Source organism: Hydrogenovibrio halophilus DSM 15072 (assembly GCF_000384235.1).
GTDB classification, from domain to species: Bacteria; Pseudomonadota; Gammaproteobacteria; order Thiomicrospirales; family Thiomicrospiraceae; genus Hydrogenovibrio; species Hydrogenovibrio halophilus.
Window position 1 is genome coordinate 499,815 of sequence record NZ_KB913033.1, and the last position, 13,386, is coordinate 513,200.

A 13,386-nucleotide genomic window follows, 5' to 3' on the forward strand; every position below is an offset into this window, starting at 1 on the left:
TATAATGGGCCCAATTTTACGAACCCCCATTCTAACAAAACCGGACGGATTGTTATGCACCCGATTCTCAATATCGCCACCCAGGCCGCCAAAGACGCCGGGGAATTCATCGCCAACCAGCTGCAAAACATTGACCGCTTGAACATCGAACACAAGGGGCGCAACGACTACGTCAGCGAAGTGGACCGACAGGCCGAACGCATCATCATCGACACCATCCACAAATATTACCCGGCCCACAGCATTCTGGCTGAGGAAAGCGGTCACCACCACAAGGATTCCGACATCGAGTGGATCATTGACCCACTCGACGGCACCACCAACTTTCTGCACCAGTTTCCCCAGTTTGCCGTGTCCATTGCCGTGACCGAAAAAGGGAAATTGATGCATGGCGTGATCTACGACCCTCTGCGCGACGAGCTGTTCAGCGCCAGCAGAGGCCAGGGCGCACGAGTCAACAACTACCGCATCCGAGTCAGCAACCAGAACACGCTGGCCGATGCGCTGATGGCCACCGGCATTCCCTACTACAACTTTGATTACGTGGACGCCTATCTGGAAAGCTTCAAGGAATTCATGATCTCCACCGCCGGTATCCGTCGTCCCGGCTCGGCGGCACTGGATCTGGCCTATGTCGCCAGCGGTCGCGTGGATGGGTATTGGGAATTGAACCTCAAGCCCTGGGACATCGCCGCCGGCGCTTTGATTGTGCAGGAAGCCGGTGGCATGATCACCGATTTCATGGGCGGAGACGGCTATCTTCAGTCCGGCAACATCATTGCCGCCAACCCGAAAATGCTCAAGGAAATGGCCAGTGTGATCGGTCGCACCATTCCCGAGGAATTCCGCCGCAACCGTCCGGCACAGGCCAACCCCAAGTAACCCGACGTTGCAAAAGACCGGAAACGGTCAGCAAAAACGGTTAAAAGGCACCTGCAAAACTGACCAGGCCTGGTTAATCCGATCATTTCAGGGAATACGACATCAGACAGGCGTCTTCCCGACCGCTTTGGGTCGGATAATAATTGGGGCGATGCCCGTCCACCTGAAACCCCAGTGATTGATACAAAATTTTGGCCGGGTTAGACACGCGCACTTCCAGCAACACCCGCTGCCAGCCTTGCGCAGAAAAGGTTTCCAGCAGCTGCCCAAATGCCACCCGCCCCAAGCCCTGACGCTGAAAGGCGGGGGCAATGCAAAAATTGAGCACTTCCACCTCGTCCACCACCGGTCGGCAGAACGCATACCCAACCGGTTGCCAGTCCCCTTCCCGCGCCCGGGCAATCAGATAATTCAGCCCCTGGTCCAGCGCCAACTCAAACCCTCGACGGCTCCAGGGCCAGGCATACGCCGTCCGCTCCACCGACTGCACCCAATCCAGATCGGCTTCGTCCAGTGGTTTGAGGAACAACGATTGAGTGACGGGCGATTCGGTAACGGACGATTCAGTCACGTTCGGTCCAGGCCAGCCATTGCTGATACAGCGCTTTTTTCTGCAAAGGCGCGGCCAGCATTTGCGAGGCAGGGGGCACCGGCTCAACCATCACCCCTTCGGCCAGCTCCTGCACAAACGGATGTGCCAGATCGGTGCACAAGGCCAGATCGGGCCCGAAGTCGATCAAGCGTTCCAGACAATCAAACTGGGCGTCGTCGTCAGGCAAGGTTGACGGGTCCAGCCACTGCCAGTTTTGCGGCGCCACCCCAAAGGCCGCAAACGCGTTCGCGACCAGTGTTTGCGCGCGCTCACCGGCCGCCGTCAAACCCGGTTCCACCCACAAAAACCGCTGCAGCCCGGCCGCCGCCACGGCTTCGCCATCAGACGCCTCGGCCGCCATCGATCCGCCGGGCACGGATTCCGCGACCTGACTGGTCTGTACGGAATCGCCCAGGGCGGCCGACACAGGCATGGCAAATTCGGGTTTCAAGCGCCAAGGCTGAACCCCCAGTTGAGCAAAAAAGGACGCGGACAGAGACATCGTCATACTCAGACCGGTGCCTGTGGATGGGCCTTGAGCCCTTCGTCCATCAGTTTGTTCAGCGCATTGATATAGGCCTTGGCCGACGCAATCACAATGTCGGTGTCGGTACCCTGACCATTGACAATGCGCCCGCCTTTTTCCATGCGCACCGAGGTTTCGCCCAATGAATCGGTGCCATTGGTCACATTGCTGACCGAGTACAACTCCAGACTGGCACCGGAATCGACGATGCGTTCAATCGCCTTGAAGGTGGCGTCCACGGCACCGCCCCCCTCGGCGCTGGCCTGTTTTTCTTCGCCATTCAGCCAGAGCGTGACCTGCGCCATCGGCGACTCGCCGGTTTCGCTTTGCACCCTCATCGATACCAGTTTGACCTGCTCGTTTTCAGTGCGGCGGCTGTCGTTATCGGTCACCAGCGCCTGGATGTCCTCATCGTAAATTTCGTGTTTGCGGTCCGCCAGCGCCTTAAAACTCATAAAGGCTTCGGACAGTTCGGTTTCGGTCTCAAACGCAATGCCCAACGACAGACACCGATCCCGAAACGCATTGCGCCCTGAATGCTTGCCCAGCACCATGCGGTTCATGCTCCAGCCCACGTCCTCGGCGCGCATGATTTCATAGGTTTCGCGATGTTTGAGCACGCCGTCCTGATGAATGCCGGACTCGTGGGCAAAGGCATTGGCCCCGACAATCGCCTTGTTGGGTTGAACCGCAAACCCGGTAATACTGGCCACCAGACGCGACGCCGCCAGAATTTCCGGCGTATGAATGCGGGTGTCCACCGGAAACACATCCTGTCGGGTGCGCACCGCCATCACCACTTCTTCCAGCGCCGTATTGCCCGCACGTTCGCCCAGACCGTTGATGGTGCATTCCACCTGACGTGCGCCGGCCTGAACCGCCGCCAGAGAGTTGGCCACGGCCAGCCCGAGGTCATTGTGACAATGGGCCGAAAACACGGCCTTGTCGGAATTGGGGATGCGAGTGAGCAATTGGTGAATGCGTTCGCCGAACTGCTCGGGAATGTTGTAACCCACCGTGTCCGGGATATTGATGGTGGTGGCCCCGGCGTCAATCGCCGCCTCGATCACCCGACACAGAAAGTCCAGGTCGGAGCGCCCGGCGTCTTCGGGTGAGAACTCCACATCGTCGGTAAAGTCGCGCGCACGCTTGACCGCCCAGACGGCTTGCTCCACCACCTGATCGGGCGTCATTTTCAGCTTTTTTTCCATGTGAATGGGCGAGGTGGCAATAAAGGTATGAATCCGACCCGCTTCGGCTGGGGCAATCGCTTCGCCGGCGCGGACAATGTCGTTTTCCAGAGCCCGTGCCAGGCCACAGACACGGCTGTCGCGGACGGCCTCGGCCACCGAACGCACCGCTTCAAAATCGCCCTGACTGGCGGCAGGAAACCCGGCTTCGATCACGTCCACCCGCAGTTTTTCCAGCTGGCGGGCAATTCGGATTTTTTCTTCCCGGGTCATACTGGCACCCGGACTCTGTTCCCCATCACGCAGCGTGGTATCAAAGATAATCAAACGGTCCGTTGCATCAGTCATGGCGTTGTGGCTCTTCTTTCTTTGTGGAAGGTTCAGAGGACTCGCTGTCTACAGTCGCCTCACTCTGAGCGGTTTCGGTCTGAGGGTTTTCCGGTTTGTTACGGCGGCGTTTCTGCCGACGTCGCTGAATTTCTTTCAAGGTCCAGACCGGGCCGGAAATGGCATAGAGCAAAAACAGCAAAAACAGAATCATCGAAGGCTTGAGAGTGATCACCACAAAAACCAGCACCGCCAGCAACAGAGTCACAAACGGCACCTTGTCTTTCAGATTCAGCTCCTTGAACGAACTGAAACGGACATTGCTCACCATCATCAGCCCGGCCACAGCGGTGAGCACCAGCGCCACCGGCCCGGCCAGATCGGGATTCAACGGATTGGTTTCAAACATCCAGATAAACCCGGCAATCAACGCCGCGGCTGCCGGACTGGGAAGCCCCTGGAAATAGCGTTTGTCCGCCACCCCGACCTGGGTGTTAAAGCGCGCCAGACGCAGTGCCGCGGCCGCCGTAAACACAAAGGCAACCAGCCAGCCGATTTTGCCGTAACCGCTCAACACCCACTGGTACATCAGCAGCGCCGGAGCCAGACCAAACGAGATCATGTCGGCCAGACTGTCGAATTCGGCACCAAAGGCGCTGGAAGTCTGAGTCATCCGGGCAATCCGCCCATCGAGCCCGTCGAACACCATCGCCACAAAAATCGCGATCGCGCCCAGCTGGTAATCGCCGTTCATGCCCGCAATCACGGCATAAAAGCCAGAAAACAGCGCGATCATGGTCATCAGATTCGGCAACAGATAAATGCCTTTTTCAAACGATTTCATAGCATCCTTCAATCGTAATTGGGTGAATGTTGTCCCGGCTTAAATCGGGTCGCCGCGTCCAACGGCGAAATAACGGAACCCGAACGATTTTAACACCGAATGTTCGTAAATATTACGCCCATCAAAAATCACCGGTCGACGCATGCGCTCGATCATCTGCTCATAATCGGGCGTCCAGAAACGGCGCCACTCGGTCATCACCATCAGCGCATCGACACCGTCCAGCGCCTGATACATGTCGTCCACCAGGGTCACGCCCGGGCGCTCGCCCCAGTAACGACGAAAAGACGCCCCGGCCTTGGGATCGTAGGCAACCACTTCGGCCCCCTGCGCCACCAGCGCTTCAATGGTTTTGACACTGGGCGCATTGTCCACCGTGGCGGTATTGGGTTTGAACGACAGACCCCATACCGCGATTTTGCGGCCCTTGAGGTCGTTCTTGAAAAAACGCCAGGCCTTACGAAACAGCACTTCCTTCTGGGTTTCATTGTTCTGCAACACCGCCTTAAGCAGGTCGGCATCATAACCTTTGGACTGCAGCGTGCCCACCAATGACTGCACATCCGCGGCAAAACTGGGACCACCGAAACCGCAACCGGGGAAAAGGTAATTAAACCCGATCCGATTGTCCGATCCCAGTCCCTGACGCACTTCTTCCATATCGATATTGAAATGCTCGGCGTTGTTGGCCAGTTCGTTGACCAGACTGATGCGCGTCGCCAACAGCGCATTGACCGCGTACTTGGTGTACTCGGCCGCACGGGTCGACATCACCTTGACCTGATCGGTCACATGATTGAACGGGCGCATCAAATCGCGAATGATCGCGGTCGATTGTTGATCGTGACTGCCCAGCACCACCCGGTCTGGTTTGGAAAAATCGCTGATCGCCGAACCTTCACTGATGAATTCCGGCATCGACACCACCGACACCTTGGCCACCAACCCTCTCTGAGCAAAGGCCAGCTTAATCGAGGCCTCAAACCGATCGGCGGTACCAATCGGAAAGGTACTCTGGTTGATCACCAGCACATCCTTGCTGGCGGTCTGGCCAATCGCTTCGATCACCTCTTCGGCCTTTTCGGAGCGCCAGGACGGCATGCTGAGCATGTAAATGCCGGCATGAGCAATCCCGGCCTGCCAGTCTTCCGAAAACCGCAGACGCCCTTCCGTCACCTGGCTCTTGACCAGCGTGGTCAACCCCGGTTCGTCCCGAGGCAACAGACCCTGCTCCAGGTCACGGACCTTCAACAGATTCCCCACTGGCATGGCCAGCACGTCATTGCCGGTATGGGCCAGCGAACCGGCCGTCACCAGCCCGCTGAGCTCACACCCGAATACCGATATTTTCATGGCACCACCCGTTTGATCAATGTTTTTGTGGACTCGTCAAAGGCATCGAGAAGCGTCGGATCCTTGATCGCTTGATAGGTTTCCTTGGCAATTTGCTTGCCCAGCTCCACCCCCCACTGGTCAAAGGAATTGATCTCCCAGATTACGCCTTCCACATAAGTTTTGTGTTCGTACATGGCAATCAGCATGCCCAGCGTATGAGCCGAAAGGGTGTCGATCAACAGCGTATTGGAAGGCTGATTGCCCGGATAATGCTTGAACGGCGAATCAAAACTGGCTTTCAGCGACTCGGGAATGGCTTCGTCCCCCAGCATCAACACCCGCGACTGGGCAAAGCAGTTGGCCAGCGCCAATTCGTGCTGATGGCGCAGGCTTTCATTTTTCTCTGAATGCAGATTGGGATCAAAATCGTCGCGCGTGGTCGGAGCGATGAAATCGCACATGACGGCCTGGGTGCCCTGATGCAGCAATTGATAGAAAGCGTGCTGGGCATTGGGACCGACCTCGCCCCACAGCACCGGACAGGTTTTGTAGGCCACCCGGTCGCCCGACTTGGTCACGGCCTTGCCGTTGCTCTCCATCACCAGTTGCTCCAGATAGGAGGGCAGGTAACGCAGGCGCGCGTCATAGGGCAGAATCGCCTTGTCGTGAATGTCCAGAAAATTGATGTTCCAGATGTCGATCATGCCCAGCACCACCGGAATATTGTGTTCCAGTTCGGTGGTCATAAAGTGCTGATCCATCATGTGCGCACCGCGCAACAGTTCACGAAAGCCCTGCATGCCGATTTTCAGCGCAATGGGCAAGCCGATGGACGACCACAGAGAATAACGCCCTCCGACCCAATCCCAGAAAGCCAGCTGATTGGCGGTCGGGATGCCCCATTCGTCCATTTTTTTGCTGCTGGCCGAGACCCCGATAAAATGCTGCGACAGGATGGCCGCGTCATCGGGAATGCATTCCTGCAACCAATCCTTGGCCGTTTCCGCATTCGAAAGCGTGTCAATGGTGGTAAAGGATTTGGACGCCAGAATGAACAGCGTGGTTTCCTGATTCAGATCCCGCAACAGGTTCGAAGTCTGAGTGCCGTCAATCGAGGAAATAAAATGCAGCCGCACCGGCGACTCAATGGTCTGCAAGCTGTGGGTGATCATCAAGGGCCCCAAATCCGAACCGCCCACGCCGATGTTCACCACATCGGTAATGGGTTTGCCGGTATAACCGCGCCAATGCCCGGAACGGATTTTATTCGCCAGCCCCGCCATCTTCTCCAGCACTTCGGCCACCTGAGGCTGCACCTCGGCGGCATAGCCGGATACGTCCTCGCCCTGGGCGCGCAAAGCCGTATGCAGCGCCGGGCGGTTTTCGGTTTCATTGACCACCTCCCCTCGGGTCAAACGGTCAATCGCATCCGGCAACTTCTGCTGACGCGCCAGATCCATCAATAAAGCCAGAGTCTCATGCGTGATCCGGTTTTTGGAAAAATCCACGTACAACTGATCGAATGCCAACGAAAATTCACTGACTCGGTTTGGCTGCCGAAACAGATTGGCCAGATGCTGACTGCCGACACCGGCATCGCAATGCAGCTGCAAGGCCTGCCAGGCCGATGATTGTTCTACCCCCATAATCCTCTCTCTTTATTTTTCTGTGGCCGGTTTTTATCAAGGGCTAAGTTAAAACTTGAGTCCTTTGAGGTATTGTTTGAACCCTTTGCCCAGTTGGGCATCGCGCAGGGCATACTCCACATTGGCCTGCAGATAGCCCTGCTTGTCACCGCAGTCATAGGTGTGACCGTTTTTGAATTCAAATCCGAACATCACTTCTTCTTCCAGCAACTGGTCCATCGCGTCCGTCAGCTGAATTTCGCCGCCCGCGCCCGGCTTGGTGTCTTTGAGCAACTCCATCAGTCGCGGGGTAAAAATGTAACGCCCTACCACCGACAAATTGGACGGTGCTTCCTGCGGCTTGGGCTTTTCCACCAGCTCCACAATGCGCATATCCGGGCCTTTCACCCCGGCAATGCCGTACTTCTCCACCTGGTCTTCGGCCACAGCCTCCAACGCCACCACACTGGTGTGCATTTTCTTATACTGCTGCGTCATCTGGGCCAAACACCCTTTTCTCGGGTGATACATCAGCACATCCGGTAACAGCACGGCAAAAGGTTCATTGTCCGCAATCACCGGTTCCGCACACAAAATGGCGTGCCCCAAGCCCAGCGCCTCCGGCTGGCGCACACTGACTATGCGCACGCCCTTGGGGGTAATCTCCTCCAGACTGACCATGCGATCGCTTTTCCCGCGCAAATTCAGCTCGGATTCCAGCTCGTAATGTTTGTCAAAGTGGTTCTCAATCGCCGCCTTGCTGGAATGCGTCACCAATATGATGTCGGTAATGCCGGCTTCCGCGGCTTCGTGCACAATGTATTGAATCAGGGGTTTGTCCACCACCGTCAGCATTTCCTTGGGAATCGCCTTGGTGGCTGGCAGAAAACGCGTGCCCAGGCCCGCCACCGGAATCACGGCTTTGGTCAGTTTCTTCAAAGACATACTACTATCCTTTGCTCAGCAAACCCCGGCCCAATCCAGGCGGATTGCGAAGGCCGAGGTTTCGTTCGATTTTCGTACCAGCCCCGTTGCCGGCAAGCGTGTGACTGTCAGTAAGTATAACGGAGTCCGGGCAAACTGAACACTCTTTGCCGCCCCCATCGCCTGATCGGCTCAATCTGGCCGCGTCACCACAAATCGAAAGGGACGGCCGTCTTCCCGGCTCGGCGACTCACACCCCAATCCCTGCTGCTCACAGAAAGCCGGCAAATCCCGCAGTGATCCCGGGTCGGTCGAATAAAGCTCAAACTGCGTCACTTCCGGGCCTTCTGCCAATGCCTGCTTGAGTTTCAGCAACGGCATGGGGCAAGGCAAATCACACACATCAATGGTTTTCATACGCCATAATTCCTCTTATACCCGAATGTTTCATAAACTTTGTGCCGAGGTCGCGCTGAAACTTGATTTCACAAGGAAATTTTCGAAGAAGTGTCGTATCAAACGATTACGACCGACTGAGAAAATATTGCTTGTGGAATCAAGGGGCAAGCGAGATCGGTGTAAATTTGTGAAATATTCGGGTTATATACTAATGTCATTATCTTACAATAGCATGAATCCTGCCCGATCTTCGATTGCACCACACCCCTTCAGCCACTAAGATTCCATCCATGACATTCAAACACGGCTTCCCGCTCATGCAGTCCCTTCGGCCCTTGGCTCGCGCCGCGCTTTTCAGCCTTCTGATCGCGACACTTTCCTGTGCCCAGGCCGGATTGCACAGCGACCTCCCAGACCTGGGCGCGCCCGACCTGGTCTCCTACACGCCGGAAAAGGAACAGGCTTTGGGTCGGGCGTTTTCCACCACCCTGCACACCCAATTTGACATGATTCAGGACCCCACGCTGCTGGACTACGTCCGCCAGATCGGCGCCCGCATCACCAGTCAGACCCAATCCCAGCGGGATTATCGCTTTTATGTCATCGACCGCTCTGACATCAACGCGTTTGCCGGACCCAACGGCATCATCGGCCTGCATTCCGGGCTGATTCTGGCCGCCCGCTCCGAAGACGAGCTGGCCTCGGTCATTGCCCATGAAATCGCCCACGTGACCCAGCGCCACCTTTCCCGGCGCTACGAATACCAGAACAACAACACCGCCACCACCATCGCCTCCCTGATTGCCGCCATTCTGGTCGGATCACAGAACCCGAGCGCGGGCATGGCGACCATGATGGGCGCCACCGGCCTCAACTTACAGCAACAACTGAAAAACTCCCGCCTGCACGAGAACGAGGCCGATCACTTCGGGATTCGTTACCTGACCGAAGCCGGTTACAACCCCTTTGCCATGGGCGACTTTTTTGGGCGACTGGCCCGCGAATCCCAGTATGACGAATTCGCCCTGCCGGAAATCCTCCGCACTCACCCGGTTTCCGCCGACCGCCTCGCCCGTGCCGACGACCGCGCCGGACAAATGCCGACGGACAGCCAAAAGCGGGCCTCTCAGAAAGACACCCTGACACTGATGCAACTGCGTCTGCAAAACCGCCACCCGGAAGACATCAATGCGTTCGAGCAGGCGAAACTGTCATCGGCACAAAGCTGCTACCGCAAAAACCACCAGGCCTGGTTAAAACAACAGGACACCGCGGTAGCCTATTCACTGAAATGTCTGGACCAGGCCGAGCAGGACGCTGCAGCGTCCCCTTATTATGCGTTGCTCAAGGCCCAGATCCAGACCCGGCTCAAACGCCGCGACGCACTGAAAACCCTGGACTACCTCACCGAGATCTACCCACGCAATGCGGCCATGGTCCTTGCCAGAGCCCGTGCTTTGCAGGCATTTGAAGGTCCGCAGGCCGCCATCGCCTACCTGGAACAAAACGTCGACCGGTTCCTTCACAAGGCCGAATTCTACAACCGGTTATCGCAGCTGCACACCGAACAGGAAGACGACTTTTACAGCGATTACTATCAGGCATTACTGCAAGAACATCTGGGCAACATCGAAAAAGCCCGCTATCTGAGCCGGCAGGCCGAAGCGCACGTGACCGCTGAAATGCGCAAAAAAAATGCAAGGATTGAGCAACTGAAATCGCGCCTGACACAATATCGCTGAAAAACAACGCCCTACCCGCTTTCATAAACAAAAATATAACGAGCATTAAATATTACTATGTACGTTTACTGGCAAAAAACTTGCGAAAGCTGAGCAGATCAGTAACCTATGCTCTTAAGAGCTTTCACTCGCTCAAAAATAAGACCCTGTAAGGGGAGCATAATCGAAAAGTCACTTGGCTTTTTTAGGAGGATATAGAATGTTGAAAATGAAAATGAAGCAATTCCTGACTGCTGTCGCTGTTTCATCAGCGTGTGTTGCCGCGCCATCCGTCGCGTTCGCCGACAACCACGGTGCCAGCGCCATTGAGGAAGGAAAGGAATTGTCTTTTGGACGCTCCAAAGGCAACTGCCTGGCTTGTCACATGATTCAGGGCGCCAACATGCCCGGTAACATTGGGCCGGCTCTGGTAGCCATGGAAATGCGCTATCCTGACAAGCAAAAACTCTACGACAAAATCTGGGGCACACCCGAAACCATCGTAGAAGACAGCATGATGCCGCATTTTGGAGCCAACGGAATCTTGTCTGACGAAGAGATTCAAAAAATTACCGATTACATCTACACTCTGTAATTGTTAATCATTTTAGTTAAACCTTAACCGGGAGTTAAAACCTTATGAAACGCAGATCTTTCCTGAAAGGTACCCTTGCCACTGGTGCTGCAGCCGTTGCAGCAAACGCTGGCCTGTTGACCCCATCTACCGTACTGGCAGATTGGAACGAGAAAGCATTTAAAGCAGAAACCGTTGACGGTGGTTTGGACGCGATGTTCGGCACCACTTCCACAACCGATTCTGATGACATCGACCTGTCTGCACCGGCCATCGCCGAGAATGGCGCGGTTACCCCAATCAAAATCGACGCGTCCAAAATGGACGGTGTTGAGTCCATTGCCATTATGGCAACCAAAAACCCAAGCCCAATGGTTTGCCGTTATGACTTCTCCGGTCCAGCCGTAGGGTATGTTTCCACTCGTATCCGTATGGGTGAAACCATGAACGTCGTCGCCCTGGTGAAAGCTGGCGGCAACCTGTATAAGAAAGAACAGGAAGTGAAAGTCACCATCGGTGGTTGTGGCGGTTAATTCCCCTCCCTCACTTCAAACATTTTTATACTGAATTAAAAAGGAACGACTATGTCTATTAAAATTCGTATGCGTGGCCGCGCAAAAGGCGGCGTTGCAGAAGTAAAAGCACTGATCAAGCACAAAATGGAATCCGGTGCTCGCATGAACAAAAAAACCGGCAAGCCATATCCTGCTGACTACATCAACGTGGTCGAAGTCATGGTAAACGGAACCAAAGCCATTGATTCTCAGTGGTCTGGTGCGATCTCTGCCAACCCATACATGGGCGTAAAGGTCAAAGCCGACAAAGGTGACGAAGTCACTCTGAAGCTGCAGGACATGAGCGGCAACACTGGTGAGCACACCATCAAAGTTTAATCCCGATTAAGCTGACAGCAACCCGCTCTGCGGGTTGCTGATACCAAAAATAAAATATTATCATCGTTTTCGGACGGAGGAATGGGATGAAGAAAACATTGCTAGTCGCCTTAACACTGGGCGCAACCGCAACCGCTGCCACCAACGTAATGGCCGGTGGAGTCGATCCGGAGAAAAGCCGGATTCAATTAGTTGAGTACTTCCAAGCGAAGAACCCCAACATCGCACCAGAAGAGTACATTAATGGTGCTTATATCTACAACGAGGACAAATTCATGCAGTGGGAAGCTGCTGAAGAGTTCCCTCCCTATTTGGATGCCGTTGATGCCGGTGAAGCGCTTTATCAGCAAGACAAAGCTGTCTATGACAAGTGTTTCGGTTCGGACGTAACCAAAATCCGCAACCAATACCCACGCTTCAACGAATCAACGCAACAGGTTGAAACCCTGGAAGGGCAAATCAACCAGTGTCGTGCTGACAATGACCTGAAACCATTCAAGTGGAAGAAAGGCGACATCGCACAGTTGTCCGCTTACATGGCGTATGAAGCCCGTGGCCAGAAAATCAACGTAGATGCCAGCTCACCAGGCGCCAAAGAAGCCTTTAACAAAGGGCAGGCTTTCTATGTTGAAGAACGTGGTCAGCTCGGCTTGTCGTGTGCAAAATGCCACACTTACAATGCCGGTCGTAAAGCGCGTTCCAACACTCTGTCAGCCAACCTGGGTCACACCACGCACTTCCCGGTCTTCCGTGCCAAATGGCAGGAACTGGGTACCCTGCACCGTCGTTATGGCGGCTGTAACAAAAACATGCGTGCCAAGCCGATGAAAGCGCAGAGCGAAGAATATCGCAATCTGGAGTTCTTCCAGGCGTACATGTCAAACGGTCTGGAAATCAACGGTCCAGGTTATCGCGAATAATCTGACTGATTGAGACTCTCTGAAAACCCGCTTCGGCGGGTTTTTTTATGCCTGAACCAAACGTTGCGTCTCAACGCGGCACCCCATTTGACCAGGCCTGGTTAAAAAGGACTCCCCCCAACCTCGCAGCCTGTCGGACACAAAAAAAAACCGGCCATCGCCGGTTTCTCTCAATGCGCCCTTCGTTTCGTGCAAGGACGCTCAACAGCCGTTCAGACGTCGTCCAGCATGTCTTCGCCTTCGTACACCCAGTTAAAGCCTTCCCGCACCCATTTTTCGATGCGCATAAACAACTCAGGCTCATTCAGGCCCAGTTTCTGGGCAATGGTAAACACATTTTCCTGCTCCTCCTGACCGAAATGGCCGTCCTTGTACGACAGCTTGATCAGTTCCTGAAGCAGAATGATGCGATCGTGCTTGTTCTTAAACACCTTTAGCAGATCATCGACCTTGAGATCGCTTTTGTCCAGATTGTATTCAATCCCAAAGGCTTCGCTGAAATTGCGCAGGTACTGCTCTTCTTCGCTGGCCAGCTCCCGGTCGGCATAGGCCAGCATCACGGCCAGGTCAAACACAGCCTGGCGCTGTTGGTTGTTCAATCGGTCTGCAAACATGTTCCGTTCCTCATTGTTCG

At 55.1% G+C, this 13,386-nt stretch carries 15 protein-coding genes; 6 read left to right on the plus strand and 9 right to left on the minus strand.

The genetic code is table 11. The annotated features are described in order from the left end of the window. The first annotated feature begins 54 nt into the window (after nt 1–54). Entirely contained in the window at nt 55–882 is an 828-nt protein-coding gene (locus A377_RS0102450) for an inositol monophosphatase family protein (RefSeq protein WP_019894546.1), read from the plus strand. An 82-nt stretch (nt 883–964) separates the two neighbouring features. Here A377_RS0102450 and rimI read toward each other — a convergent pair whose 3' ends face one another. The 8 genes from rimI to A377_RS0102490 form a co-directional block, all read right to left on the minus strand. Then, nucleotides 965–1,453 carry a ribosomal protein S18-alanine N-acetyltransferase gene (rimI, locus tag A377_RS0102455; protein WP_019894547.1) on the minus strand — a complete coding sequence of 163 codons (489 nt, stop codon included), beginning with the start codon at nt 1,451–1,453 and terminating at the stop codon, nt 965–967. Beyond that, nucleotides 1,446–1,982, minus strand: coding sequence for a hypothetical protein (locus A377_RS0102460; RefSeq protein ID WP_019894548.1), 537 nt, complete (start codon nt 1,980–1,982; stop codon nt 1,446–1,448). Before A377_RS0102460 ends, rimI begins: the two co-directional genes overlap by 8 nt. A 2-nt stretch (nt 1,983–1,984) precedes the next feature. After that, nucleotides 1,985–3,538, minus strand: a complete 1,554-nt coding sequence (locus tag A377_RS0102465; RefSeq protein ID WP_019894549.1) for a 2-isopropylmalate synthase — start codon at nt 3,536–3,538, stop codon at nt 1,985–1,987. Next, on the minus strand, nt 3,531–4,361 hold the full coding sequence (pssA, locus tag A377_RS0102470; protein ID WP_019894551.1) for a CDP-diacylglycerol--serine O-phosphatidyltransferase: 831 nt from the start codon (nt 4,359–4,361) through the stop codon (nt 3,531–3,533). Before pssA ends, A377_RS0102465 begins: the two co-directional genes overlap by 8 nt. 39 nt (nt 4,362–4,400) lie before the next feature. Next, nucleotides 4,401–5,714, minus strand: coding sequence for a UDP-glucose dehydrogenase family protein (locus A377_RS0102475; protein ID WP_019894553.1), 1,314 nt, complete (start codon nt 5,712–5,714; stop codon nt 4,401–4,403). Beyond that, nucleotides 5,711–7,342 (minus strand): glucose-6-phosphate isomerase, encoded by a 1,632-nt coding sequence (gene pgi / locus A377_RS0102480; RefSeq protein WP_019894554.1) that lies wholly within the window; start codon nt 7,340–7,342, stop codon nt 5,711–5,713. The genes A377_RS0102475 and pgi overlap by 4 nt, the downstream gene beginning before the upstream one ends. 48 nt (nt 7,343–7,390) lie before the next feature. Continuing rightward, the gene (gene galU, locus A377_RS0102485) at nt 7,391–8,266 is read right to left on the minus strand and encodes a UTP--glucose-1-phosphate uridylyltransferase GalU (RefSeq protein WP_019894555.1); all 876 of its coding nucleotides are present in this window, start codon (nt 8,264–8,266) and stop codon (nt 7,391–7,393) included. 171 nt (nt 8,267–8,437) lie between these two features. Further along, nucleotides 8,438–8,662, minus strand: coding sequence for a sulfurtransferase TusA family protein (locus A377_RS0102490; RefSeq protein WP_019894557.1), 225 nt, complete (start codon nt 8,660–8,662; stop codon nt 8,438–8,440). A 272-nt stretch (nt 8,663–8,934) separates the two neighbouring features. On the opposite strand from A377_RS0102490, the gene A377_RS11665 reads away from it, so the two are divergent. From A377_RS11665 to soxA, 5 genes are all read left to right on the plus strand, one after another. Then, a complete protein-coding gene (locus tag A377_RS11665) occupies nt 8,935–10,386 on the plus strand; it encodes a M48 family metalloprotease (RefSeq protein ID WP_083919070.1) in 1,452 nt (483 codons plus the stop codon). Nucleotides 10,387–10,585: 199 nt separating this feature from the next. Beyond that, nucleotides 10,586–10,960 carry a sulfur oxidation c-type cytochrome SoxX gene (gene soxX / locus A377_RS0102500; protein ID WP_019894559.1) on the plus strand — a complete coding sequence of 125 codons (375 nt, stop codon included), beginning with the start codon at nt 10,586–10,588 and terminating at the stop codon, nt 10,958–10,960. A gap of 44 nt (nt 10,961–11,004) precedes the next feature. Beyond that, a complete protein-coding gene (soxY, locus tag A377_RS0102505) occupies nt 11,005–11,472 on the plus strand; it encodes a thiosulfate oxidation carrier protein SoxY (protein WP_019894560.1) in 468 nt (155 codons plus the stop codon). A gap of 51 nt (nt 11,473–11,523) precedes the next feature. Further along, complete coding sequence (gene soxZ / locus A377_RS0102510) at nt 11,524–11,832, plus strand: thiosulfate oxidation carrier complex protein SoxZ (RefSeq protein ID WP_028485201.1); 309 nt, start codon at nt 11,524–11,526, stop codon at nt 11,830–11,832. Between the two features lie 86 nt (nt 11,833–11,918). Then, nucleotides 11,919–12,752, plus strand: coding sequence for a sulfur oxidation c-type cytochrome SoxA (gene soxA / locus A377_RS0102515; RefSeq protein WP_028485202.1), 834 nt, complete (start codon nt 11,919–11,921; stop codon nt 12,750–12,752). Between the two features lie 212 nt (nt 12,753–12,964). On the opposite strand, the gene A377_RS0102520 is transcribed toward soxA, so the two are convergent. After that, entirely contained in the window at nt 12,965–13,366 is a 402-nt protein-coding gene (locus A377_RS0102520) for a TerB family tellurite resistance protein (protein ID WP_019894563.1), read from the minus strand. Nucleotides 13,367–13,386: the final 20 nt, after the last annotated feature.

Bases quoted from the DNA above. Each gene is read 5' to 3' on its own strand.
- soxY (WP_019894560.1), top strand. From the start codon at position 11,005: ATGAAACGCAGATCTTTCCTGAAAGGTACCCTTGCCACTGGTGCTGCA.
- A377_RS0102475 (WP_019894553.1), bottom strand. From the start codon at position 5,714: ATGAAAATATCGGTATTCGGGTGTGAGCTCAGCGGGCTGGTGACGGCC.
- A377_RS0102465 (WP_019894549.1), bottom strand. From the start codon at position 3,538: ATGACTGATGCAACGGACCGTTTGATTATCTTTGATACCACGCTGCGT.
- A377_RS0102460 (WP_019894548.1), bottom strand. From the start codon at position 1,982: ATGACGATGTCTCTGTCCGCGTCCTTTTTTGCTCAACTGGGGGTTCAG.
- A377_RS11665 (WP_083919070.1), top strand. From the start codon at position 8,935: ATGACATTCAAACACGGCTTCCCGCTCATGCAGTCCCTTCGGCCCTTG.
- soxZ (WP_028485201.1), top strand. From the start codon at position 11,524: ATGTCTATTAAAATTCGTATGCGTGGCCGCGCAAAAGGCGGCGTTGCA.
- A377_RS0102490 (WP_019894557.1), bottom strand. From the start codon at position 8,662: ATGAAAACCATTGATGTGTGTGATTTGCCTTGCCCCATGCCGTTGCTG.
- pssA (WP_019894551.1), bottom strand. From the start codon at position 4,361: ATGAAATCGTTTGAAAAAGGCATTTATCTGTTGCCGAATCTGATGACC.
- soxX (WP_019894559.1), top strand. From the start codon at position 10,586: ATGTTGAAAATGAAAATGAAGCAATTCCTGACTGCTGTCGCTGTTTCA.
- A377_RS0102520 (WP_019894563.1), bottom strand. From the start codon at position 13,366: ATGTTTGCAGACCGATTGAACAACCAACAGCGCCAGGCTGTGTTTGAC.
- soxA (WP_028485202.1), top strand. From the start codon at position 11,919: ATGAAGAAAACATTGCTAGTCGCCTTAACACTGGGCGCAACCGCAACC.
- A377_RS0102450 (WP_019894546.1), top strand. From the start codon at position 55: ATGCACCCGATTCTCAATATCGCCACCCAGGCCGCCAAAGACGCCGGG.
- pgi (WP_019894554.1), bottom strand. From the start codon at position 7,342: ATGGGGGTAGAACAATCATCGGCCTGGCAGGCCTTGCAGCTGCATTGC.
- galU (WP_019894555.1), bottom strand. From the start codon at position 8,266: ATGTCTTTGAAGAAACTGACCAAAGCCGTGATTCCGGTGGCGGGCCTG.